This window comes from Kineococcus lubricus (assembly GCF_050871965.1).
GTDB lineage: Bacteria > Actinomycetota > Actinomycetes > Actinomycetales > Kineococcaceae > Kineococcus.
The window spans coordinates 73,134-95,651 of sequence record NZ_JBJLSK010000013.1 but is presented as its reverse complement, the minus strand read 5'-3'; the positions used below and the strand labels follow the sequence as shown (position 1 = coordinate 95,651).

Genomic DNA, 22,518 nt, shown 5'->3' with positions numbered 1-22,518 from the left:
GGACGACCCGTGCCGTCTCCCGCCAGCAGTTCCCCGGACCCCGTGATCGCGATCGTGGGCAGTGGCCCCATCGGCTGCGGCTACGCCCGCGAGATCCTCGAGAACCACCCGACCGCCCGGGTCGTGGTCTTCGAGGCCGGCCCGCAGCTCACCAAGACCCCCGGTCAGAGCGTGCGCAACATCGCCGACACCGCGGAGAAGCAGCGGGCCCGCGAGATGTCGCAGGGACCGCAGTCCGGCACCCACCGCGAGCACCTCGGCCTGCCCGCCGGGGTCGCCGTGGAGGGCATGTTCACCGCCCGCGAGGGCACGCACCTGCTGGACTTCGGCGGGGAGGGCACGGGGCACGCCCCGACGTTCCCCGCCGCGGCCGCCTCCACGAACGTCGGCGGGATGGGCGCGCACTGGACGTGCGCGATCCCGCGCCCCGAGGGCGCCGAGAAGGTGCCGTTCCTCCCCGAGGAGGAGTGGGAGGCGCTGATCACCCGGGCCGAGGAGCTGCTGCACGCCCAGAGCGCCGCGTTCTCCGACTCCCCCGTGGGGTCGGCCATCCGGGCCCTGCTGGACGAGGAGTTCGGCGCCGAGCTGCCGCTGGGGCGCGGCGTGAGCACCCTGCCGGTGGCCGGTGACCCCCAGCCGGACGGCTCGATGTACTGGGCCGGCGCCGACAGCGTCCTGGGGCCGCTGGCCGACCCCGCGTCGGCGCTGTCCGAACGCTTCGAGCTGCGCGACCTCTCGTTCGTGCGCGCGGTGGAGCACCGGGACGGCCGGGTCACCGGCGTCCGGGTGGAGGACCTGCGCACGCACGAGACGACGACCTTCCCCGCCGACGCCGTGGTCGTCGCCGCGGACGCCTTCCGCACCCCGCAGCTGCTGTGGGCCTCCGGGATCCGCCCGCAGGCGCTGGGCCGCTACCTCACCGAGCACCCCGTGGTCATCTCCACCGTGGCGCTCGACGGGGAGAGGATGAGCCGGTTCGCGACCGAGGCCGAGCTGGACGCCGAACTCGCGCGGCGGGCGCAGAACGCGGCCGACCCGGTGGCGGCCGTCAACCGCATCCCGTACTCCGAGCCCGACCACCCCTTCTCGCTGCAGGTCATGTACGCCGAGGTGCCGCCGTTCCAGCTGGACCCCTCCAACCCGCACGCGGGCAACCGGTGGGGCTACGTGAACATGGGCTACGGCATGCGCAAGCGGCCGCGGGTCGAGGACGGGGTGTCGTTCGACGACGGCGAGCTCGACTACCGGGGCCTGCCCACCATGACCATCGAGTACGGCCTCACCGAGGCCGAGGAGGCGGAGATCGAGGCGGCGACGCAGCGCCTGCGCCGGGCGGGCGACGCCCTGGGGGTCTTCGTGGCCCCGCCGCGGCTGCTGCCGGCGGGGTCCAGCCTGCACTACCAGGGCACCACCCGGATCGGTGAGCACGACGACGGCACGTCCGTCGCCGACCCCGACTCCCGGGTGTGGGGGTTCGAGAACCTGCACGTCGGGGGCAACGGCACCATCCCGACCGCGACGACCGTGAACCCGACGCTCATGAGCCTGGCGATCGCCGTCCGCGGCGCGCGGGCGCTCGCGCGCCGCCTGGGGGGGAACGCGTGATCCCCGACCGGCTGATCGAGGCCGGGACCCTGCGCCGGGACGGGGAGCGCGTCTCGGTGGAGGTCCGCCTCCCGTGGTACCGGGCGCTGCCCGCGTCGTGCATCGGGGGCGCCGTGCTGCGCGTCGACGGCACCGAGGTGCCGCCGGAGTCGCTGCGCTGGGAGATGAACGGGCGGCGGTCGACGTTCGCCGAGCTCGTCCCGCGCGTCGACGACTGGTGGTTCCCGGCCGACTCGGCCGTCCTGTCGGGGGAGCTGACCCTCGACGGCGACCCGTCGGCCGAGCACGTGGTCGAGGTCGACCTGTCCCTGTACATCCCCTACATCGTCATCTCGGAGTCGCAGGTGCTGCGCATCGAAGAACACGACCGCAAGTCCATGACGGCGGTGCCCGCGTGAGCGGGGCGCTGGGCACGCCGGTGCAGGGCGTCACCCTCTACAGCTTCACCCGTCCCTTCCACGCCCGCGAGCACGACCTGGAGTCGCTGCTGCGCGCGGTGGCGGCCGGGGGTTTCGGCCCCGGGCTGGAGATGGTCGGTTTCGGGAGCCTGCGGGGGTTCCCGCGGCTGGCCCCGGGGTTCGCGGGCTGGTTCCGCGACCTGGTCGACGAGCTCGGGCTGGTCCCGTCGGCCTTGTCGATCAACGCCGACATCGGCCTGCACCGGGACCGGCTGCTGTCGCAGGACGAGCTGGTCGAGTACATGCGGGTGCAGATCCGCGCCGCGGCCGAGCTGGGGTTCCCGCTGGCGCGGGTGCAGATCTCGCTGAGCCCGGACTCGATGGAGCGGCTGGCGCCGGTCGCCGAGGAGCACGGGGTGGTGCTGGCGCTGGAGGTGCACGCCGACCAGTACGCCAGCCACCCGCGGATCCGGGCGCTGCGGGAACGCTACGAGCGACTGGGGTCGCCGTTCCTGGGGTTCACGATGGACTGGGGCGCCACGGTGACCGGCTTCGCGCCGTCGCTGCTGGAGGCCTACCGGCGCCGGGGGGCCCCGGAGGAGTTCCGCGCCGCCGTGGTCGACCAGTGGGAGGAGTTCGCCCGGCTCGGGCCGCCGGCGGACCAGGGCGAGCACGGGGAGCGGTTCGGGCGCTTCATCGCCCTGGCCGGCCGGCACGGGCGGCCCGACCTGGGCATCGACGTCGCCATCGCCGGTACGGGGCTGTTCGGTCCGGCGCCGGTGGACGACTGGCTGGAGGTCGTGCCGTGGATCCGGCACGTGCACGCCAAGTTCTTCGGCATCGACGAGCACGGGCAGGAGCCGTCGGTGCCGGTCGGTGACCTCATCGGGCTCCTGGTGCGCCACGGGTACAGCGGTGCGGTCTCCAGCGAGTACGAGGGGTGGCACTGGAACCACTGGGACGACCCCTTCGCGCTGGTCCGCGCCGAGCACGCCCTGCAGCGCGCCGCGGCGGAGGCGGCCGGTTCGGGGATGGTCGTGGACCCGGCACGGGCCCGTGCCCTGCTGCACGTCCCGGTGACGGCCTGAGCCGGAGGCTCGCTGCCACTTATGCGGCACATCCGCAAGACTTATGTGTTTTTTCTGCGCTGAGCGGTGATACTCGAGCCCTCAGCATGCGGCTCCGTCGAGCCGCTGACGACGAAGTCAGAGAGGCTGCAGCGAATGCCCACAGTCCCCGCGTCCACCTCCCGCCGCCGAGCGCTGATGGCCGCCCCGATCGCGGCCGCGCTCATCCTCACCGGCTGCTCCGGCAGCAGCGGGACGGAGAACGGCTCCGAGGGCGGCACCGAGTTCACGTTCACCTTCGCGACGTCGAACAACCTCGAGAGCCCGTACCAGACCCTCGCCGACACCTACGTGGAGTCGCACCCCGACGTCACCATCCAGACCAACCCGGTGCCCAACGACCGGTACGGCGAGACGATCCGCACCCAGCTCCAGGGCGGGAACGCCTCCGACCTCATCCAGACGACGCCCGGCAGCGGCGACGCCCGCGGCATCATCCCGCTCGCCGAGGCCGGCTTCCTCGAACCCCTCGGGGACACCGCCCGCTCGCTGGTCCTGGAGGGCAGCGAACCCGTCTACGAGATCGACGGCGAGGTCTACGGGCAGCCGCTGGACTTCACCGTCGCCGCCCTCGTCGCCACCCGCGGCACGGCGACCCAGAAGGGCATCACCGACTTCCCGAAGACCATGGACGAGTTCACCGCAGCCTGCGGGACCATGAAGGACCAGGGCGGTTCGCTGATGGTCCTCGCCGGGGCCGCCGGGCCCAACGTCGGCCTCACCATCCAGGGCATCTCCGCCACCCGCGTCTACGGGGAGACGCCGGACTGGAACCAGCAGCGCGCCGACGGCAAGACCACCTTCGCCGCCAGCCAGGGCTGGAAGGACACCCTGCAGACGTTCCTCGACCTCAACGAGGCCGGGTGCTTCCAGCCCGGGGCCGCCGGGGCCGGGTTCGACGCCATCACCAACGGCCTGGCGCAGGGCACCTCCGTGGCGAGCTTCATCCCCAGCGGCGCGGCCGTGGAGATCTCCCGCGCCGCCCCGAAGGAGGCCGACTTCGCCGTCGAGCCCTTCCCGGCCGCCGACGGCGGCAAGGCCATGGTGCTGGGCAGCTCCAACTACACGCTGTCGATGAACGCGGCGTCGGAGAAGAAGGAAGCGGTCCAGGCGTTCATGGACTGGCTCGCCGAGCCCGCCCAGCAGCAGCAGTACTACGAGATCTCCGGGGAGCTGCCGGTCTCGAACTTCGACGAGCTCGACTTCACCGACACGATCTACGAGGAGGTCGCCCCCCTGCTGACGGAGGAGGCGTACACCCCGCTGCCCAACAACATCTGGCCGAACCCGTCGGTCTACGACGCGCTGCAGACCGGCGGCCAGGGCCTGCTCACCGGGCAGAAGAGCATCGACGACGTGCTGAAGGACATGGACGCCGCCTGGGACAGCTGAGTCCCGCACCGCACCGGCCCCGCACCACCACGAGAGGACGTTCCCCATGGCTTGGACGAAGTGGTCGTACATGGACCACTGGGTCACCCGCACACCGCAAGGGCCGGTGCGGCCCGACTTCAACCGGGCCTACATGGACCGGTACCTCAAGCAGCTGGCCGCCGCCGGCTTCAAGGGGTTCGACACCTTCTTCTTCACGCTGCCCACGCTGACGGGGATGTACGGCTCCCTGGCCGGTTTCGAGGCGAAACTGCGCGAGGTCGGCATGGAGAAGATCACCGGGGTCTTCACGGCCTACCCGTCGGCGACGAAGCACACCTCGCCGCACGACCGGGAGACCCACGACCGCATCTTCGCCGACTCCGAGCGGACGGTGCAGCAGCTCGACGGCCTCGCGGTCGAGAACTTCATCGTCATGCCGACCAGCACGCACTTCCAGACCGAGCCGGTGACCGACGACAAGATCAAGGCCATCGCCGACCTGTGGAGCCGGGTGGGTGCGATGACCCTGCGGCACGGGATGAAGACGACCTGCCACTTCGAGTTCTGGGGTGCGATCCGGACCCGCGAGCAGCTCGACCTGTTCTTCGAGCACTCCGACCCCGAGACGGTGTTCTTCTTCTGCGACACCGCGCAGCACACCATCGCCGGGGTCGACCCGATCGACATGTTCCGCGACTACCGGGACCGGTGCTCGGGGTTCCACTTCAAGGACACCCACGACGTCGACCCCGGTGAGCTGTACCGCACGCCCCCGGACCCCGAGGCGATGGCCCCGGGCGTGGACCGCTGGTTCTACGAGATGGGCACCGAGGGCGGTCTGGTCGACTTCCCGGGGCTCATGCGCGAGATCGTCGCCTCCGGGTACGACGGGTGGCTGACCGTCGAGCACGACAAGGCGGACACGCACGGCGGCAGCTACGCCGAGGCGACCTGCGTGGCCAAGTGGTACATCGACACCGTCCTGGCCGAGGCCGAGGAAGCCGCCCGGAAGGAGCTCTCCGCGCGATGAAGGACACCCTGCGCTGGTCGTACGCGCTGAACCAGTGGAACTACCGGATGGACGTCTTCATCCGGCACGAGCACCAGCAGCGGGCCCTGCGGACGCTGTCCGGGCTCGGCTTCGACCACGTCGAGCTGCACGCCGACACCGGCGGGCGGTGGGACAACCTCGGCCGGCCCGAGGTGATCGTGCTCAACCACGGGAGCGTCGAGGGGTTCCGCCGCTTCCTGTCGTCGGCGGGGGTGGCCGGGGTCTCCAGCATGTTCTGGGACCCGGGTCTGCCGGTCGAGGAGGAGGGGTACGAGTTCGTGCTGGCCGTCGACCCGTCCCGCGCCGACTGGATCGTCAACGCCGCCGGGCCGTACGTCGACTTCCTCGCCGCCGCCGGCGGGGAGGTGCTGGTGGTGCGGCCGGCCGGATCGGCGTGGATGACCGGGCCGCTGGACGGCGACGCCGTCGCCCGGCTCGCCGAGCTGTGGAACCGGGTGGGCAAGCGCGCGGCGCAGGCCGGTGTCCGGCTCGCCGTGCACCACGACTGCCTGTCGGGCATCCACTCGCGCGAGCAGGTCGAGCACTTCCTCTCCCTCACCGACCCCGCGACCGTCGGCCTCGCCCTGGACACGGCCGAGTTCACGATCGCCGGGATCGACCCGGTCGCCTTCTACCGCGACCACCACGAGCGGGTCGTCCACGTGCACCTCAAGGACACCCTGCACCGGGACACCGGCGAGGAGTACCTCATGCCGGGGGCCGAGGCCACCATGCTGCGCGGCGGGGCGGGCCGACGCATCGAGCGCTGGTTCTACGAGCTCGGCGCCGAGGGCGGCCTGGTCGACGTCGAGGGTTTCGTCGCCGCCCTGCGCGAGCACTCCTACCCCGGCTGGGTGGTCGTGGAGAGCGACCACGCCGGGGAACCGGCGGAGATGGCGATGCTGAACTCCTGGTTCCTCCAGCACGAGCTCGGGCTGTCCCCGAAGGGCTGAACCCGGCCGGGCAGCACGGAGCCCGCCGCACCGACGACGGTGGGGCGGGCTCCGGGGGAAGGCTCAGTTGCTGCGCAGCTGCGCCACCAGCGGGCAGCGGAACGGGTCCCGCGCGGCCAGGCCGACCTCGTTGAGGTAGGTGGTGATGTCGCGGAACGCGCGCGGCAGCGAGGTCTCGGTGTAGTCGATGCCGTGCTCGGCGCAGAAGCGCCGGACGAACGGCTGCACGGCGCGCAGGTTCGGCCGCGGCATGCTCGGGAACAGGTGGTGCTCCACCTGGAAGTTCAGGCCGCCCATGAACAGGTCGACGAACCAGCCCCCGGAGATGTTGCGCGACATCAGCACCTGCCGGCGGATGAAGTCGACCTTCGTCTCCCGCGCCACGATCGGCATCCCGACGTGGTTCGGGGCGAACGCCCCGCCCATCGACACCCCGAACGCCGCCATGTGGAGGCCGAAGAACGCAGCCCCGCGCGCCGGGCCCAGCAGCACGATCAGCGCGCTCAGGTACACCGCCCAGTGCACGACGATGAGCGAGGCGTCGATCCAGCGCTTCTTCGTGCGGCGGCCGGTGATCAGCGACCTCGTGGAGTCGGCGTGCAGGTTCAGCCCGGCCAGCAGCAGCAGCGGGTAGAACCAGTAGCCCTGCTTCGCCGTCGCCCAGCGCAGCAGCCCCCGGCGGCTCGCCGCCGCCTCCTCGTGGAAGGAGACGACCTCGGACTCGATGTCGGTGTCGATCCCGCGGGTGTTGGGGGCCTGGTGGTGCTTGGTGTGCTTGCCCATCCACCAGCCGTAGCTCAGCCCGGTCAGCAGCGCCGCGAAGATCCGGGCGGCCCACTCGTTGCCGCGGTGCGAGGCGAAGATCTGCTTGTGCGCGCCGTCGTGCCCCAGGAACGCGAACTGGGTCAGCACCAGCGCCAGCGGCGCCGCGGTCAGCAGCACCAGCCAGGAGTCGCGCAGCAGGACGGTGCCGGCGACCACGGCGGCGAACGCCACGCTCGTCGCGGCGATGCGCACCCAGTAGTGGCCGGTGCGCCGGCGCATCAGCCCGGCTTCCTGCACCGCGGCGGTGAGCATCGCGTACGGGGTGCTGCGCCGGACCTTCGCGGGCGCGGCGGGCGCCGGGAGGGCAGGGGCGGGCTGGGGGGTGCTGGTCGTCATGTGGTTCCTCGTAGGCAGCGGGTGGGGCGCCCGGTGCCGGGCTGCCCTCGCGCGGTGCCCGGGAAGGGAACCCCGTGGACAGACACAGCACGGTGGTGACGTCGTCCTCGGCGAGTCACCGGCGCCGACCTGCGCGGCCGGCTCTGGTCCCATGATGCCCCAGGGGTGCGGGCGAGGCGGCCCACGCCGGTACCGGCGCCACCCCGTACGCCGGTACGGGGCCCGGGCGGCCCCGGGCGGGCGGCGGGCGGGACGAGGCCCGCCCGGCGCCCCGCCCTCACCGCGCCGGTGCCGTCGTCAGCCACTGGGCGAAGCTCTGCCGCCCGTGGTCGACGTCGCCACCGGGGATCAGCGTCCCGTCGCGCAGGGCGCGGCCGAACGCGCCCGGCAGCGGGACCGCGAGGACCGGCCCGCGGCGACCGGTGGCCCGCGCGTACGCACGCACCATGTCGACCAGCCGCAGCTCCTGCGGGCCGGCGAGGTCCCGCGCCGGCCCCGCCGGGGGAGCCTCGGCGAGGTCCACGAGCCGTTCGGCGACCTCCCGCGCCGCGACCGGCTGCGAGCGCATGACCGGCACCAGGTCCAGCGGCCCGACCCGGACCTGTCCGAGCACCTGCCGGGCGAACTCGTGGAACTGGGTGGTGCGCAGCAGCGTCCACGGCACCCCGCCGGCGCGGACCAGCTCCTCCTGCAGGGCCTTGCCCGCGTAGTAGCCGTGCGGGGCGCGGTCGACGCCGACGATGGACAGCACCACGTGGTGCCCGACGCCGGCCTCCCGCTCGGCCCGCAGCAGGTGCGTGGTGACGGCCCGGAAGAACTCCCGCGACCGCTCGGCGGCCTGCGTCGAGACCCCCGTCGCGTCGACGACGACGTCGACCCCGGTCAGCGCGGCAGCCAGGCCCGCGCCGTGCCGGAGGTCGACACCGCAGGAGCGGCTGAGGACGACGGTGGCGTGCCCACGGGCGGCGGCGACGTCGACGACGTGGCGTCCCACGGTGCCGGTCCCACCGGCGACGGCGATCTTCACGGGTTCCTCCTGGGCGTGCTGGACGGTTCGGGCGGGCGGACGCGGCGGACGAGCAGCCGGCGTCACCCTCCTGACGAGGCAGCGGCCGCGGGTGTGAGGTCCGCGCCCCGTCCGCGCCCCGGCCGCGGCGCGGCGCGCGCCCGTAAGCTCGTGCGTCGTGCCCAGCCGCTCCACCCCCCTCCGCCGCCCCGCCCGAGCCCGTCCGTGGCGGTTGCCGGCCCCGGTCCGCCTGCTGCTGCTGAGCCAGCTGGCGTTCAACGTCGGGTTCTACCTGGTCGTCCCGTTCCTGGCGGTCCACCTGGGCACCGGGCTGGGCCTGGCCGGCTGGGTCGTCGGTCTCGTGCTGGGGCTGCGGACGTTCAGCCAGCAGGGGCTGTTCTTCGTCGGGGGAGCGCTCACCGACCGCTTCGGGGTCCGCCCCGTCCTGCTCGTCGGGTGCCTGGTGCGCGTCGCGGGGTTCTGCGCGCTGGGCGTGACGACCTCCCTGCCGGGGGTCCTGGTGGGCACCCTCCTGACGGGGTTCGCGGCCGCGTTGTTCTCCCCGGCGGTCGAGACGGGACTGGCCCACGAGGGCCGGCGGCTGGAGGAGGCGGGGACGGTGACCCGCGCGGAACTGTTCGCGCTCGACGCCGTCGTCGGCAAGGTCGGCTCCCTGGCGGGTCCCGCGCTGGGTGCGGTGCTGCTGACCGTGGAGTTCTCGACGACGTGCTTCGTCGCCGCCGGGATCTTCGTGCTGGTGTTCGCGCTGAACGCCCGGTGGGCCCCGCACGACCACGGCGTCGCCCGCGCGGCGTCCCTCACCGCGGGGTGGTGCGCGGTGCTGCGCAACCGTCGGTTCCTGGTGTTCGCGGCGTTCTACTCGACGCTGCTGCTGGCCTACAACCAGATGTACCTGGCGCTGCCGGTGGAACTGCTGCGAGCCACCGGGTCGCAGGAACCCCTCGGGTCGATGTTCGTCCTGGCCGCGCTCGTCACCGTCCTCACCCAGGTCCCGCTGGCCCGGTGGGCGCGCCGGCGCGGCGCGGCGACGGCGCTGCCGCTGGGTTTCGCCGGGACGGGCCTGGCGTTCGCCGTCGTCGCGCTCGCCGCGGTGGTGCCGGCCCCGGGGTGGGTCCCGGCCCTGACCCCGGCGGTGCTGTTCGTCGTCCTGCTGCACCTGTCGTCGGCGGTCGCCGGGCCGGTGGCCCGCGACCTCGTGCCGCCGCTGGCGGCCGAGCGCGACGTGGGCGCCCACTACGGGGCGCTGGCCTCCGGCGGCGGGCTGGCCGTGCTGGCCGGTTCGGTGGCCCTGGGCGGGTTGCTCGAGCCCGGCGCGGCGCTGCCGTGGCTGCTGCTGGCGGTGCTGCCGCTGGTCTCGGCGGCGGGGCTGGCGGTGCTGTCGCGGCGGGCGGCGCCGGGTCAGTCGTCGTCCGGGGCCGCCTCGCGCGCCTGCGGGCCGCGCAGCCCGGGGACGCCCCAGCCGTAGGCGAGCTTGTGGACCTCCAGGACGAAGAACGACTCCGTCGCCACGACCCCGTCCACGGTGTCGATCCGGCGGTCGAGGACGTCGGTGAAGTGCTCCACGTCGCGGCAGATCACCTCGACCAGCAGGTCGAACCGTCCGCTGGTGCGGACCACGTAGCTGGACTCCGGCATGGCGGCCAGCGCCGCGGAGACGGCCTTGGCCGTCCCGGGACGGACCCGGACGCCGATCATCGCCAGCCGGTCGAAACCGATGGCGAAGGGGTTCGCGATGCCCACGACCTGCAGGACCCCGTCGTCCTGCAGCCGGTTGACGCGGTACCTGACCGAGGAGGCCGGGATGCGGAACTCCTCGGCCAGGCTGGAGAACGTCCGGCGCCCGTCCACCTGAAGGGCAGCGATGATGCTGCGGTCCAGGTCGTCCAGGCCCTCGTAGTCGTCCACCGTCGCGATGCTACCCGCCGGCCTCCCCGGTCACCGTCGGCTCAGGGCAGGTGCAGCACGCCGGTGCGCAGGTCGCTCATGTCCAGCAGCGTGTGCCGGCCGCCGATGCGTCCCCAGCCGGTGCGCGAACCGCCCGCGCCGCCGAACGGCATGTTGATGTCCCAGAAGCCGTTGCTGTCGTTGACGACGACCTGGCCGGTGCGGACGTTCTCCACGAACCAGTACGCCTTGCCCATGTCGCGGGTGAAGACGGCGGCCTGCAGGCCGAGGGCGTCGTCGTTGGCGAGTTCGAGCAGGCGCTCGTCGGAGTCGGCCGACACCACCGGGACCACCGGCCCGAACGTCTCGGCGGAACTGAGCAGGCTCTGCGGGGTCACGCCGTCGACCAGGGTGAAGTCGTAGTACAGGTCTGTCGGGAAACCCTCGCGCCGGCCACCGCCGACGACGAACTCGAAGCCGAGTTCACGGGCCTGGTCGAGGTGCTGGTCCACCTTCTGCGCGGTGGCCCGGTTGTTGAGCGGTCCGAGGTTGGTGCGCGGGTCGAACGGGTCGCCGAGGACGACCTCGGTGGCGGCCTGCGCCGCGGCGGCGACGAAGTCGGCGCGGACGGCGCTGTGGACGAGGACGCGGCCGGTGGCGCAGCACACCTGACCGGCGTTGTAGTAGGCGCCCTGCACGGCGGCGCGGGCGGCGGCCTCCACGTCGGCGTCGGCCAGCACGATGACGGGCCCGTTGCCGGAGGCCTCGATGATGGACCGCTTCAGGCCCGCGGTGGAGACGATGCGCTCGGCCGTCGCGGACGACCCGATGAAACCGATCGCGTCGATCCCGGGGTGGGAGACGAGGTCGGCGCCGAACTCCCCGCCGCCGGGCAGGACGCTGACCAGGCCGTCGGGGACGCCGGCCTCGCGCAGCACCTCCACGGCGGTCAGCAGGGTCAGCGAGGTGTGCGTCGGGGGTTTGACGACCAGGGCGTTGCCGGTGGCCAGGCCCGGGGCGGCGAACTCGGCGAACATCAGCACCGGGAAGTTCCACGGGATGACGATCGCCCAGGTCCCGACGCCCTGGTAGAAGGTCCACATCCGCTTGTGCTGGTCGTTGGAGGGCAGCGTCTCCCCGTGCAGGCGCACCGCGTCCTCGGCGTGCAGGTGGAACAGCTGCGCCGCCTCCTCCAGGTCGGCGCGCGACTCCGCCAGGGGTTTGCCCTGCTCCAGGGTCAGCAGCCGCGCCAGTTCCTCGACGCGCCCGGCCAGCAGGTCCCCGACCCGGTGGCAGATCGCGGCGCGCTGCCACACCCCGAGGCGGCGCCACTGGACCTGCGCCGCGCGCGCGGCGGCGACCGCGGCGTCCAGGTCGGCGCGTTCGGGCAGGGCGACCCGGGCGATCTCGGCCCCCGTGACGGGCGAGGTGATCGCCTCGGTCCGCCCGGCCCGGCCGTCGACGTACTCGCCGGCGAGGTACAGCCGGTCGCGGGGGGTGAGGCCGGCGAGTTCGGGGGCCGCGGTCGTCTCGGTCATGGTGGTGTTCCCTTCGGTGGGTCGTCCCGGCGGGCGGCCGGTCGTCACGGGGCGGAGGTGAGGTCGGGGGCGGGGGGTTCGGCCGGTCGCGGAGAGGTGCTGCGCTGCACGAGGAACCAGATCACGACCCCGGCGGCGAGGATGCCCAGCGCGATGCACAGCTCCAGGACGCCGCCGTAGCCGGTGACGGAGAAGCCGGTGGCGCCGACGACGAGGACCACCGCGAGCGCGACGGTGAGGACGGCGGCCAGCGGGACGAACGGCGCGGGCAGCCGGACGGGGCGCACGGCGTCGGGGCGGTCCTTGCGCAGCAGCAGGAAGCCGGAGACGGCCAGGACGTGCGTCAGGACGTACCCGAGGTTCCCCGTGACGATGATGGCCAGCGGCTGCTGGAGCACCACGAGCAGGACGACGTTGAGGACGAGCATCACGTTCAGCGCGCGGACGGGGACGCCGCGCCGGTCCAGCACGCCGACGGCCGGGACGGTGACCCGTTCGCGGCCCATGTTGAACAGGACGCGGGAGGAGTCGGCGACCGACGTCAGCATCACGAGCAGCAGCGAGGCGATGAGGCACAGGACCATCACGTCGGCCCCGGCCGCCGACCCGGTGAGCGCGGCGAAGGAGGCGACGAAGAACGTCGCGGGGTCGGCGGCGATCGCGGCCTCCCCGGCGTACCCGCCGAGGGTGAGCGGGACGAGGGCGAAGACGCCCAGGCACATGAGGGCGGCGGCGCGGATGGCGCGCACGGTGTCCTTGACCGGGTCGCGGTACTCGGAGGCGAACACGGCGCAGACCTCGACGCCGAGCGTGGTCCAGGCCATCACGTACATCCACACCACCGCGGTGTGCAGGCCGGACAGGCCGCTCAGCCCCCACGTGAGGGCCGAGGGGTTCCAGTCGGCGGAGAACAGCGGCAGGACGATGAACGCGAACAGCGGGACGAGCAGGATGCCGCCGGTGATGTACACGAACGTCAGGGTGACCCGCAGCCCGATGCGGTTGACGGTGTAGAGGGCCGCGATGACGATCAGGCCGACCACGACGGGGAAGCTGAGGTGGACCGGCCCCCACGACCAGGTCCAGGTCTGCTCCGGGAACCACCGCGACTGCAGGAGCAGGCCGGTCAGCGAGCCGTACGTCGCCAGGTTGGAACCCCACGGCAGCCAGTAGCCGACGCCGGCGACGGGGGCCAGCCACGGCGCGCGCGACTTCCATGCCTCGGCGGCGTACCCGGCGATGCCGCCGGAGGTGTCCGGGAACATGGTGGCCAGTTCGACGTAGAGCCAGTTCACGGCGAAGGCCAGGACCATCGAGACGGCCCACAGGGCGATCGCCCCCCAGCCGCCGAGCCCGGCGACGGAGGCGCCCAGGGTGGCGATGAGGGCGGCCGGCATGGTCATCGACAGGGCGAACCCGTCGTACCAGCGCATGCGGCGGGGCAGCGCCTGCGGTGCGCCGGTGGCGGTGGGGGCGGGGACCTCGGACGTGCTCATGGTGCCGACCTCCTGGAGTCCGGGCGTCCTCGGGGGGCGCCGCGTGAGCGGGGAACGCCGGGTCGGGCCGGGGGCCGGGTGGGCGACCCCGCGGAGCTCGACGAGACCACTCAGAGCACCAGTGGAGCGCGGTGTCTGCGCGATGAACAGCCATGGTGCAGATCTTCTGTCGACAACGCAAGGACTTCCGGTGTTCACTTGCCGCATCGTGATGGCGTGGTGAGTCTCACCGCGCCCGAGCCACCCCGGAGCCCGGTCGCGGGGACCGCCGGTGGCCCCCGAGGAGGAGGACAGCATGACGACGACCCGCCCCGGCCCCCACGCGGTCAGCAGCACCCCCTTCTGGCTGGACTCGCCGCTGCGCCCGCAGCCCCGCCCCGCGCTGGCGCGCAGCACCTCGACCGACCTGCTGGTCGTCGGCGGCGGGTACCAGGGGTTGTGGACGGCGCTGAAGGCGAAGGAACGCCGGCCCGACCGCGACGTCGTCCTGCTCGAGGCCGGCCGTGTGGGCGGGGCCGCGAGCGGGCGCAACGGGGGGTTCGTCTCCTCCAGCCTCACGCACGGGATCGGCGGCGCGCACTCGCGCTGGCCCGGGCACACCGCGGACCTCGAGCGCCTGGGCCTGAACAACCTCGCCGGCCTGCGCGCCGACCTCGACCGCCACGGCATCGAGTGCGAGTTCGAGATGACCGGCAAGCTCGCGGTCGCCACCGACGAGCACCAGATGCGCCTGCTGGAGGCCACCCGGGAGCTGCAGGTGCGGTACGGCCACGACGTGACCGTCCTGTCGGGCGACGACGTGGCGAAACGCCTGGCCTCGCCCCGGTTCGTCGGGGGGACCTTCGCCCCCGGCCTCAACGCCCTGGTCAACCCGGCCAAGCTCGCCTGGGGGCTGCTGGCGGCCTGCGAGTCCGCCGGGGTGCGGGTCTTCGAGTCCTCGCCCGTGCTCGGGCTGCGGGAGGTGCGCGACGGGGTGCGGGCCACCACGGCGACCGCCGCCGTGAAGGCGGCCGGGGTGGTGCTGGCCACCAACGGGTTCCGGCCCCTGCTGCGGCGGCTGCGGCTGACGACCGTCCCGGTGTACGACTACGCCCTCGTGACCGAACCCCTCACCCCCGCGCAGCTGGAGTCGATCGGCTGGTCGGGCCGGGAGGGGGTCACCGACTCGGGGAACCAGTTCCACTACACCCGGCTCACGGCCGACGACCGCGTCCTGTGGGGCGGCTACGACGCGGTCTACCACTACGGCAGCAGGATCTCCGACGACCTCGACCAGCGGCCGCGGACGTTCGGGGTGCTGGCCGAGCACTTCGCGCAGACGTTCCCGACGTTGCGGGAGGTGCGGTTCACCCACGCCTGGGGCGGGCTCATCGACACCAGCACGCGGTTCTTCGCCACCTACGGCCGCGCCGCGCACGGGCGCATCGCCTACGCGCTGGGGCACACCGGCCTGGGGGTCGCCTCCACGCGGTTCGCCGCCGAGGCCTGCCTGGACCTCCTCGACGGCCTGGACACCGAGCGCACGCGCTCGCCGCTGGTCCGCAGCACGGCGCTGCCGTTCCCGCCCGAGCCGGTCCGCTGGGCCGGGGTGCAGGTCACCCGCTGGTCCCTGGCCCGCGAGGACGCGACCGGTCGCCGCAACCCGTGGCTGCGGGCCCTGGACCGGTTCGGGGTCGGGTTCGACTCCTGACCGCGCGCCCGGCCGGCGACCCGTCCGGCGGTGCCGCCGTGAGCGCCGGGACGTTCGACGGCCGTGGTCCACGACCCGCCCGACGTCCACCGCCGGTGCACCGGCCACCCCGCCGGTGCCGCCGCCCGGGACGGTGTTCACGGCGTGCAGCCGCACCCGGGCGCCCCGAGCTCACCGGTCCGCCTCCGTGAACACGGTGCGGTGCCAGTCGCGGCGCGCGGTCCCCGTGCGGTCGAACATGACGTGCTTGACGACCGTGTACTCGTCGAACGAGTAGGTGGACATGTCCTTGCCGAAACCGGACTGCCTGAGACCGCCGTGCGGCATCTCGCTGACGATGGAGACGTGGTCGTTGACCCAGACGCACCCCGCCCGCACCTCGGCGGTGGCGCGCAGCGCCCGGTACACGTCGCGCGTCCAGACCGAGGCGGCCAGGCCGTAGACGGTGTCGTTCGCCAGGTCGATCGCCTCGTCGTCGGAGTCGAACGGCAGGGCCGCCAGGACAGGGCCGAACACCTCGTCCCTGACGATCTCGCTGTCGGGGGCCGCGTCGGCGACGAGCGTCGGGAGGTAGTACGACCCGCGGTCGAACTGCGCGCCGGTCGGTGCCGCACCGCCGGTCACGACCCGCGCGTACCCCCGGGCCCGTTCGACCATGCCGCTGACGTGCTCGCGGTGCTGCTGGGAGACCAGCGGCCCGAGGTCGGTCGCCGGGTCCTGCGTGGCGCCCACGCGGATGCCCCGGTACAGCTCGGCGACCCCGTCGAGGAAGTCCCGGTACAGGGAGCGGTGCACGATGGCGCGGGTCGCGGCCGTGCAGTCCTGGCCGGCGTTGATGGTGCTGCCCGCGACGGCGCCGTGGATCGCGGCCTCGAGGTCGGCGTCGTCGAACACCACGAACGGGGCCTTGCCGCCGAGTTCGAGGTGGACCCGCTTGGCGGTGGTCGCGGCGGCCTCCAGGACGGTTCTGCCCACGCGGGTGGACCCGGTGAAGGACAGCATGTCCACGTCGGGGTGGCGCAGCAGCGCCGGGCCGATCGCCGGGCCGGAACCGGTGAGCACGTTCACGACCCCGGCCGGGACGCCGGCCTCGGTGGCGACCTCGGCGAACAGGCGGGTCGTCAGGGGGGTGATCTCGGCGGGTTTGAGGACGACGGTGTTCCCCGCGGCGATGGCGGGCAGGACCTTCCACGCCGCCATCTGCAGCGGGTAGTTCCACGGCGAGATCGAGCCGACGACCCCGACCGCCTCGCGGCGGATCGAGGAGGTGTGGCCGCCGGAGTACTCGGCGCTGGCCTTGCCCTCCAGGTTGCGCGCCGCACCGGCGAAGAACGCCGTGTTGTCGATCGTCCCCGGGACGTCGAACTCGCGGGTCAGCCGGATCGGTTTGCCCGCCTGCCGGGTCTCCAGCTGCGCGAACTCCTCGGCCCGTTCCCCCAGGAGCGCGGCGAACCGCGTCAGCACGGTCGAGCGCTCGGCGGGGGTGGCGCGGGACCAGCCCGGGAACGCGGCCCGGGCGGCGGCGACGGCGGTGCGCACGTCGCTCCCGTCCGCGAGGTCGACCGTCTCGACGACCTCCCCGGTGGAGGGGTCGAGGACGTCGAGGGTCTCGCCCGAGGCGGACGTGGTGCGGCGGCCGTCGATGAACTGGGAGCCGGTCATGGCGTTGCGTCTCCTGCGGGGTCTGGACGGGGATCGGGCTCGACCACGGACGTCGTGCGGTGACGGTAGCGGCACGTCCCCGGCGCGGTCGGGACGCCGGCGGGGCGAGTTCCGGACGAGCCTGGTCGTGAGGATCCGCCGAGTTGTCGCCGTGCGGAAGATCGACCGTTCTTCGACGTCCCGGCGGGTTCCCCTCCCCGCGGGCGACGGTGAGGCTGGTGCCGTTCGCCCGACGACGAGAGGACCAGCCATGACCCTCCAGGCCGGCACCGCCCTGGACGTCCCCCAGCTCACCGCGGACCCGGGGGTCACCCTCGGGGCCGACACGCTCCGGGTCTCGGTCACGACCGAGGCCGACCTGCAGGAACTGCGCGCAGCGCGCTGGACGCAGCGGCGCTGGGAGGAGTGGACCGTGGACTGACCCGTCCACGCCCCGCCGGCGGGGGAGGCCGGGCGGGGACGCGGAGGGGTTGCGGGTGCGGCGGCGCTCCTGCTTGACTACCGGGCACCGATCGGACCGGGCAGGGGAGGCAGGCGTGGACGTCACCGCACGCACCGCTCCGTCCCCCGCCGCCGGTGGCCGGGTACGAGTAGCCCTGCGTGGTTGAGGTTCTCCCCGGGGATCAGGCCGTCGAAGGCTGAGCCGGTGGGTCGACGTCGTCGCACCGCCCACGGACGGGTGCAGGACCGGACCACGCGCTCCGCGTACCCCACCCCTCCTGCCGAGACGAGTCCTGCCGTGAACACCACCGCCACGCCCGCCCCCCTGCGCACCCTCGACGACGACCGCCGCGCCGCGCGCGCCCGGCTCGGGGTCCCCACCGACGACGGGGGTGAACTGACCCACCACCTCGTCTCGCGGTACCTGGACCGCTGCAGCGCGGACGCGCCCGACGGGACCGGCCACCGTCCCCTGCCCGACGCGCGGACGCTGCTGGCCGGCCTGGGGCGGTTGTTCTCCGCGGTCGCCGACCGGCACGGGTTGTCCGCGGACGACCCCGCGCTGCTCGGGCTGGCCGAGCTCCTGCTCGCCGAGCCCGCGGCCCCGGCCGTGGCGCTCCCCGCGAGCCGGGGAGGGTCCGCCGCGTCGCGGGAACTCTCCCCGGTGTGAGCCCGGTCAGTCCTCGTCGGTGACGAGCCGCAGTTGCGACTGGACGTTGCCCCGGGTGGCGCGGCTGTACGGGCAGGTCTGGTGCGCGGTGTCGAGGAGGGACTGCGCCGCCTCGGGGTCCAGGCCGGGCAGGTGCGCCTCGATGGTGACGGCGAGGTCGATGCCCTCGGCCATGCCGCCGGTGACGGCGACGCTGACGGACACCGCGGACTCGCTCACGTCGAGCTTCCGGCTGCGGGCGACGGCCTTGAGGGCGCTGTGGAAGCAGGCCGCGTACCCGGCGGCGAACATCTGCTCGGGGTTGGTGCCGGGGCCGTCGTCGCCGCCCATGCCGGCGGGGATCGACAGGTTCAGGTCGAGCCGGTCGTCGGAGGAGCTGACCCGGCCCTCGCGGCCGCCCCACGCCGTCGCCGTCGCCTCGTACATCGTCGTCATCGCGCACCCTTCCTTTCGTGTACCAGGGTGGTACGTGAATAGGGTGCACCCGTGGCCGAGAACGCGCGAGGGCGCCCCCGCGACCCGGGCATCGACGCGCGCGTCCTGGCCGCCGCCGTCGACGAGCTCGCCGAGAAGGGCCTCACCGGGTTCAGCACCCGGGCCGTCGCCGCCCGCGCCGGCGTCGACCGGCGCGGCGTCCACGCCCGCTGGAGCCGCACCGAGGACCTCGTGGTGGACGCCCTGGCCACCTTGACCGCCAACCTGCGCCCGCCGCGGCGCGAGACCCTGCGCGCCGACCTCGACGTGCTCGTCCCCGACATCGCGCAGGCCCTGTCCGGCGCGCGCCGGCGCGTCCTGCAGCGCTGCCTCGACGAGGTGGCCGCCGCCCCGGACGTCGCCGGGCGCTTCCGCCGCGACCACCTCGACCGCTGCGCCGCCGTCGTCGAGGACGCCTTCCACCGCGCCGCCGCCCGCGGGGAGCTGTCCGGGCGGACGACCCCGGCGCAGGCCACCGAGCTGCTCATGGGCACGCTGCTGCTGCGGGCGCTGACCCTGGGGGACGCCGCCGTCGACGCCGCCTCCCGCGCCGAGGTGGTGGACCACGTCCTGCGGCTGACCACCACCGGGGGCTGAGCCGACGGGATCAGGCTCCCGCGGTCAGGGGGCGAACGCGGCGGGCGCCTGGGCGGCCCGGCCCCGGGTCACCGTGCACGTGAACCGGTGGGTCCCGGCGGCGACGGTGCGGGGGGCGGACCCGTCGGGCAGGTGCACCTCGGCCTCGGTGGACGGCGGGACGGTGACCTCCAGCGCCAGGTCGTCCCCGTCGAGCTCCCACGCCACGGCCGCCCGGCCGTACGGCGTCTCGTGCGCGGTCCGCGCCCACGTCAGCGCCGGGTGCGGCACCGGGGCGATGCGCAGCCGGCGGTACCCGGGCGCCGCGGGGGCCAGGCCGCCCACGCGCCGGTGCAGGAAGTCCGCGACGGCCCCCAGGGCGTAGTGGTTGAAGGACGTCATCGTGCCCGGGTTGACCGAACCGTCGGGCAGCAGGGAGTTCCAGCGCTCCCAGATCGTCGTGGCGCCCATCGTCACCGGGTACAGCCACGACGGGCACTCCCGCTGCAGCAGCAGTTCCCAGGCGGTGGCGGCGTGGCCGGTGTCGGCCAGCGCGTCGCAGACCAGAGGGGTGCCGAGGAAACCCGACCCCACGTGGTACCCGTCCGCGGCCACCTGCTCGGCCAGCAGTTCCCCGGCCCGCCCGCGCTGGGCCGGGTGCAGCAGGTCGAAGGCCAGTCCCAGGGCGTAGGCGGTCTGGGAGGGGAACGCGGCCCGGCCGCTGGGGGTGACGTACTCGGTGCGGAAGCGTCCCGCGGCCCGTTCGGCCAGCCGCCCGTACCGTTCCCGCGCCCCGGTCTCACCCAGGACCCCGGCGGCGTCCCGCACGATCCGGGCCGAGCGGGCCAGGTAGGCGGTGGCGACGGCCTGCCACGGCAGGCGCGCGGCCCACGGCTGGTCGTCGGGGGCGGCGGCGTCCAGCCAGTCGCCGAAGGAGAAACCGCCGCCGGCGAAGTCCAGCGCCTCGCCCGCCCGCGCGGCGAAGGCGTCCACCCACGCCGTCATCGACGCCCACTGGCGCCGCAGGACCCCCACGTCGCCGTGGCGCTCGTACAGGGTCCACGGCACCACGGTGGCCGCGTCGCCCCAGCCGGCCTCGGCGCCCAGCGGCGGCAGGTGCGGGTCGACGTCGGCCCACGGCACGTAGACGGGGACGTTGCCGTCCTCGTGCTGGTCGGCGGCCAGGTCGGCCAGCCAGCCGGTGAGCATCCCGGCGGTGTCGTACAGGTAGGCGGCGGTGGGGGCGAAGACCTGCAGGTCCCCGGTCCACCCCAGCCGCTCGTCGCGCTGCGGGCAGTCGGTGGGGACGTCGACGAAGTTCCCGCGCGTGCTCCACACCACGTTCTCGTGCAGGCGGTTCAGCAGCGGGTCGGAGGTCTCGAACTCGCCGAGGCGGCGCAGGTCGCTGTGCACGACCACGGCCTCGACCGCCTCGGCCGGGAACTCCCCGGGCCAGCCCTGCACCTCCGCGTAGCGGAAACCGTGCAGGGTGAACCCCGGTTCCCAGGTGAACTCCGAACCGTCCAGCACCACCTCGTCGGTCGCGCGGGCCGCCCGCAACGGCCGCACCCCGAGCTCACCGTGCTCGAGGACCTCCGCGTGGCGCAGGGTGACCACCTGCCCCGGTTCGCCGGCCGGCACCCGCACGCGCAGGCGCCCGACGAGGTTCTGGCCGAAGTCGACCAGGGTGCGCCCCGACGGCGACGTGCCGACCGACACCGGTGCGAGGGTTCCCCGGCGGCGCACGGGCGGGCCGTCGGGGGCCACCAGCGTCGAGGCGTCCAGCGCCACCGGGACCACGGGGTCCCAGCCGGCGTCGTCGAAACCCGGCAGGTCCCACCCCGGCACGCGGCGCCGGGCGTCGAAGGTCTCGCCCTTGTAGAGGTCGGCGCGGGTGACGGGACCGGGCGCCCAGCGCCAGGTGCCGTCGGTGCCCACGACGGTGCGGGTCCCGTCGGCGTGGTCGACCTCGAGCTGGACCAGGGCCCCCGTCACGTCGCCGTAGACGTCGCGCAGCCCCGCGAAACCCAGGTAGCCGCGCCACCAGCCGTCGGCCAGGTGCACGCCGAGGGCGTTCCGCCCGCTCCGGACGAGGTCGGTCACGTCCCAGGTGCGGTAGCGCAGCCGGTTCGAGTAGCTGGTCCAGCCGGGGTGCAGGACGTCCTCCCCGACCGGGGAACCGTTGAGGTGCAACGTCATCACGCCGTGGGCGGTGGCCCGGACCCGCGCGCGCACGATCCCGCCGGGCAGGTCCGCCTCCCCGCGCAGCAGGACCGCGGGCTCGCCGTCGTCGCCGGTGGCGGGACGGGCGGGGGAGACCATCCGGGACGTCCACAGGTCCGCGTCCAGCAGCCCGGTCTCCAGCAGCGTCGGCGCGCTCCACCCCGACGGCCCGCCGCTGCCGCCCCACACCCGCACCCGGACGGTGCGGCGCTCGCGGCTGCCCAGGGCGGCTGCCGGCCAGGGCACGAGCACCTGCACGTCGCCGTCCACGCGACCCGTGCGCCAGGGGGCGTCGGGACCGTCGGGGTCGTGGACCTCGAGCTCGTGGGCGCGCTGCACCCAGCCGGGGACGTCGGTGTCGACGACCCAGGACAGGCGGGGTTCGGCCTGGCCGATCCCGAGCGGCTCGCGGTGGTGCTCGACGGTGACCGGGCGGACGGTGGTGCTCACGGGGCTCCAGGAGGGGTGGGGGCCGCCGGCGCGGGCGGCGGGTCGGGGAGTTCGAGGGGGGTGCGCAGGAGGGTGTTCAGGTAGCGGTGGACGTCGCCGACGAGGTCGACGTCGAGGCCGTTGAGCCACAGCAGCTGCAGGCCCTCGGTCAGTGCGAGGAGGTGCATCGTCGCCCGCCGGGGGTCGACGCCCTCGCGCAGACCACCGGCCGCGTCGACCTCGGCGAGCGCCGCGGTCACGGCGTCCGCGATGCGCTCGAAGCGCTTCGCGAAGTAGTCGTGGGCCGGGTGGTCGGGGTCGGTCGCCTCCGCGGCGAGGACCGTGTACAGCTGCACGGCGCCCCGCTGGACGACCTGGGTCCGGGAGATCTCCAGCAGTCCGGTCAGGACGTCGCGACCCGAGCGCCCCGCGAGGAGCTGCTCGGCGCGGGCGTCGCGCCGCTCCAGCACGGCCCGCAGCAGGGCGATCTTTCCGCCGGAGAAGTGGTGCAGGACACCGGTCTGGGTCATGCCCACCGCGCGGGCGATCTCGCTGACCGAACTGCTCGTGTAGCCGCTGCGGGCGAAGACGGCGAAGGCCGCCTCGAGGATCTGGCTGCGCCGTTCCGCGCTCTTGCGGTACTCGCCCCGGGGTCCGGCCATGGCCGCACGCTAGCAGGCGGGTGACGAAAACCTTGACCACTCGATGTTTTCGCTCTACGGTCCTGCCACCCCCCGAA

Annotated in this window: 20 protein-coding genes; 11 read left to right on the top strand and 9 right to left on the bottom strand. The window is 73.9% G+C overall.

Translation table 11 applies throughout. The annotated features are described in order from the left end of the window. The first annotated feature begins 9 nt into the window (after window positions 1-9). The 6 genes from ACRYRX_RS11745 (at window position 10) to ACRYRX_RS11720 (ending at window position 6,508) form a co-directional block, all read left to right on the top strand. Complete coding sequence (locus ACRYRX_RS11745) at window positions 10-1,605, top strand: GMC oxidoreductase (RefSeq protein WP_432512110.1); 1,596 nt, start codon at window positions 10-12, stop codon at window positions 1,603-1,605. Next, the gene (locus tag ACRYRX_RS11740) at window positions 1,602-2,003 is read left to right on the top strand and encodes a C-glycoside deglycosidase beta subunit domain-containing protein (RefSeq protein WP_432512109.1); all 402 of its coding nucleotides are present in this window, start codon (window positions 1,602-1,604) and stop codon (window positions 2,001-2,003) included. The genes ACRYRX_RS11745 and ACRYRX_RS11740 overlap by 4 nt, the downstream gene beginning before the upstream one ends. Beyond that, window positions 2,000-3,091, top strand: a complete 1,092-nt coding sequence (locus ACRYRX_RS11735; protein WP_432512108.1) for a sugar phosphate isomerase/epimerase family protein — start codon at window positions 2,000-2,002, stop codon at window positions 3,089-3,091. The genes ACRYRX_RS11740 and ACRYRX_RS11735 overlap by 4 nt, the downstream gene beginning before the upstream one ends. A gap of 135 nt (window positions 3,092-3,226) precedes the next feature. Further along, on the top strand, window positions 3,227-4,522 hold the full coding sequence (locus ACRYRX_RS11730; RefSeq protein ID WP_432512107.1) for an ABC transporter substrate-binding protein: 1,296 nt from the start codon (window positions 3,227-3,229) through the stop codon (window positions 4,520-4,522). Window positions 4,523-4,568: 46 nt separating this feature from the next. Then, on the top strand, window positions 4,569-5,534 hold the full coding sequence (locus tag ACRYRX_RS11725) for a sugar phosphate isomerase/epimerase family protein (protein WP_432512106.1): 966 nt from the start codon (window positions 4,569-4,571) through the stop codon (window positions 5,532-5,534). Continuing rightward, window positions 5,531-6,508, top strand: coding sequence for a sugar phosphate isomerase/epimerase family protein (locus ACRYRX_RS11720; protein ID WP_432512105.1), 978 nt, complete (start codon window positions 5,531-5,533; stop codon window positions 6,506-6,508). The genes ACRYRX_RS11725 and ACRYRX_RS11720 overlap by 4 nt, the downstream gene beginning before the upstream one ends. A 63-nt stretch (window positions 6,509-6,571) precedes the next feature. Here the strand turns inward: ACRYRX_RS11720 and ACRYRX_RS11715 are convergent, their stop codons facing one another. Then, window positions 6,572-7,669, bottom strand: coding sequence for a fatty acid desaturase family protein (locus ACRYRX_RS11715; protein ID WP_432512104.1), 1,098 nt, complete (start codon window positions 7,667-7,669; stop codon window positions 6,572-6,574). A 277-nt stretch (window positions 7,670-7,946) separates the two neighbouring features. Further along, a complete protein-coding gene (locus ACRYRX_RS11710; RefSeq protein ID WP_432512103.1) occupies window positions 7,947-8,696 on the bottom strand; it encodes an SDR family oxidoreductase in 750 nt (249 codons plus the stop codon). Between the two features lie 157 nt (window positions 8,697-8,853). On the opposite strand from ACRYRX_RS11710, the gene ACRYRX_RS11705 reads away from it, so the two are divergent. Then, complete coding sequence (locus tag ACRYRX_RS11705; RefSeq protein WP_432512102.1) at window positions 8,854-10,161, top strand: MFS transporter; 1,308 nt, start codon at window positions 8,854-8,856, stop codon at window positions 10,159-10,161. Here ACRYRX_RS11705 and ACRYRX_RS11700 read toward each other — a convergent pair. From ACRYRX_RS11700 to ACRYRX_RS11690, 3 genes are read right to left on the bottom strand one after another with little or no spacing between them, the layout of a single operon-like run. Then, window positions 10,095-10,601 (bottom strand): Lrp/AsnC family transcriptional regulator, encoded by a 507-nt coding sequence (locus ACRYRX_RS11700; RefSeq protein ID WP_432512101.1) that lies wholly within the window; start codon window positions 10,599-10,601, stop codon window positions 10,095-10,097. The two genes, ACRYRX_RS11705 and ACRYRX_RS11700, sit on opposite strands and share 67 nt — an antisense overlap. Window positions 10,602-10,642: 41 nt before the next feature. Further along, the gene (locus ACRYRX_RS11695) at window positions 10,643-12,118 is read right to left on the bottom strand and encodes an aldehyde dehydrogenase family protein (RefSeq protein WP_432512100.1); all 1,476 of its coding nucleotides are present in this window, start codon (window positions 12,116-12,118) and stop codon (window positions 10,643-10,645) included. Window positions 12,119-12,162: 44 nt separating this feature from the next. Continuing rightward, complete coding sequence (locus tag ACRYRX_RS11690; RefSeq protein WP_432512099.1) at window positions 12,163-13,614, bottom strand: APC family permease; 1,452 nt, start codon at window positions 13,612-13,614, stop codon at window positions 12,163-12,165. Window positions 13,615-13,909: 295 nt separating this feature from the next. Here ACRYRX_RS11690 and ACRYRX_RS11685 point away from each other — a divergent pair, with 295 nt between their 5' ends. Next, complete coding sequence (locus tag ACRYRX_RS11685; protein WP_432512098.1) at window positions 13,910-15,304, top strand: NAD(P)/FAD-dependent oxidoreductase; 1,395 nt, start codon at window positions 13,910-13,912, stop codon at window positions 15,302-15,304. A 171-nt stretch (window positions 15,305-15,475) separates the two neighbouring features. Here ACRYRX_RS11685 and ACRYRX_RS11680 read toward each other — a convergent pair whose 3' ends face one another. Further along, on the bottom strand, window positions 15,476-16,966 hold the full coding sequence (locus ACRYRX_RS11680) for a gamma-aminobutyraldehyde dehydrogenase (RefSeq protein ID WP_432512097.1): 1,491 nt from the start codon (window positions 16,964-16,966) through the stop codon (window positions 15,476-15,478). 250 nt (window positions 16,967-17,216) lie between these two features. Here ACRYRX_RS11680 and ACRYRX_RS11675 point away from each other — a divergent pair, with 250 nt between their 5' ends. Both ACRYRX_RS11675 and ACRYRX_RS11670 read left to right on the top strand, forming a co-directional pair. Continuing rightward, entirely contained in the window at window positions 17,217-17,387 is a 171-nt protein-coding gene (locus ACRYRX_RS11675; protein ID WP_432512096.1) for a hypothetical protein, read from the top strand. Window positions 17,388-17,705: 318 nt separating this feature from the next. Next, on the top strand, window positions 17,706-18,077 hold the full coding sequence (locus ACRYRX_RS11670) for a hypothetical protein (RefSeq protein ID WP_432512095.1): 372 nt from the start codon (window positions 17,706-17,708) through the stop codon (window positions 18,075-18,077). A gap of 6 nt (window positions 18,078-18,083) precedes the next feature. On the opposite strand, the gene ACRYRX_RS11665 is transcribed toward ACRYRX_RS11670, so the two are convergent. After that, window positions 18,084-18,512, bottom strand: coding sequence for an organic hydroperoxide resistance protein (locus ACRYRX_RS11665; protein WP_432512094.1), 429 nt, complete (start codon window positions 18,510-18,512; stop codon window positions 18,084-18,086). 51 nt (window positions 18,513-18,563) lie between these two features. Here ACRYRX_RS11665 and ACRYRX_RS11660 point away from each other — a divergent pair, with 51 nt between their 5' ends. Next, the gene (locus ACRYRX_RS11660; protein WP_432512093.1) at window positions 18,564-19,148 is read left to right on the top strand and encodes a TetR/AcrR family transcriptional regulator; all 585 of its coding nucleotides are present in this window, start codon (window positions 18,564-18,566) and stop codon (window positions 19,146-19,148) included. Window positions 19,149-19,172: 24 nt separating this feature from the next. Here ACRYRX_RS11660 and ACRYRX_RS11655 read toward each other — a convergent pair whose 3' ends face one another. Both ACRYRX_RS11655 and ACRYRX_RS11650 read right to left on the bottom strand, forming a co-directional pair. After that, on the bottom strand, window positions 19,173-21,800 hold the full coding sequence (locus ACRYRX_RS11655) for a glycoside hydrolase family 78 protein (RefSeq protein ID WP_432512092.1): 2,628 nt from the start codon (window positions 21,798-21,800) through the stop codon (window positions 19,173-19,175). Next, complete coding sequence (locus ACRYRX_RS11650) at window positions 21,797-22,441, bottom strand: TetR/AcrR family transcriptional regulator (protein ID WP_432512091.1); 645 nt, start codon at window positions 22,439-22,441, stop codon at window positions 21,797-21,799. The genes ACRYRX_RS11655 and ACRYRX_RS11650 overlap by 4 nt, the downstream gene beginning before the upstream one ends. Between the last annotated feature and the right edge of the window lie 77 nt (window positions 22,442-22,518).

Coding starts and splice junctions, on each gene's coding strand:
- ACRYRX_RS11650 (WP_432512091.1), bottom strand. CDS start 22,441: ATGGCCGGACCCCGGGGCGAGTACCGCAAGAGCGCGGAACGGCGCAGC.
- ACRYRX_RS11730 (WP_432512107.1), top strand. CDS start 3,227: ATGCCCACAGTCCCCGCGTCCACCTCCCGCCGCCGAGCGCTGATGGCC.
- ACRYRX_RS11695 (WP_432512100.1), bottom strand. CDS start 12,118: ATGACCGAGACGACCGCGGCCCCCGAACTCGCCGGCCTCACCCCCCGC.
- ACRYRX_RS11685 (WP_432512098.1), top strand. CDS start 13,910: ATGACGACGACCCGCCCCGGCCCCCACGCGGTCAGCAGCACCCCCTTC.
- ACRYRX_RS11715 (WP_432512104.1), bottom strand. CDS start 7,669: ATGACGACCAGCACCCCCCAGCCCGCCCCTGCCCTCCCGGCGCCCGCC.
- ACRYRX_RS11720 (WP_432512105.1), top strand. CDS start 5,531: ATGAAGGACACCCTGCGCTGGTCGTACGCGCTGAACCAGTGGAACTAC.
- ACRYRX_RS11675 (WP_432512096.1), top strand. CDS start 17,217: ATGACCCTCCAGGCCGGCACCGCCCTGGACGTCCCCCAGCTCACCGCG.
- ACRYRX_RS11665 (WP_432512094.1), bottom strand. CDS start 18,512: ATGACGACGATGTACGAGGCGACGGCGACGGCGTGGGGCGGCCGCGAG.
- ACRYRX_RS11690 (WP_432512099.1), bottom strand. CDS start 13,614: ATGAGCACGTCCGAGGTCCCCGCCCCCACCGCCACCGGCGCACCGCAG.
- ACRYRX_RS11725 (WP_432512106.1), top strand. CDS start 4,569: ATGGCTTGGACGAAGTGGTCGTACATGGACCACTGGGTCACCCGCACA.
- ACRYRX_RS11680 (WP_432512097.1), bottom strand. CDS start 16,966: ATGACCGGCTCCCAGTTCATCGACGGCCGCCGCACCACGTCCGCCTCG.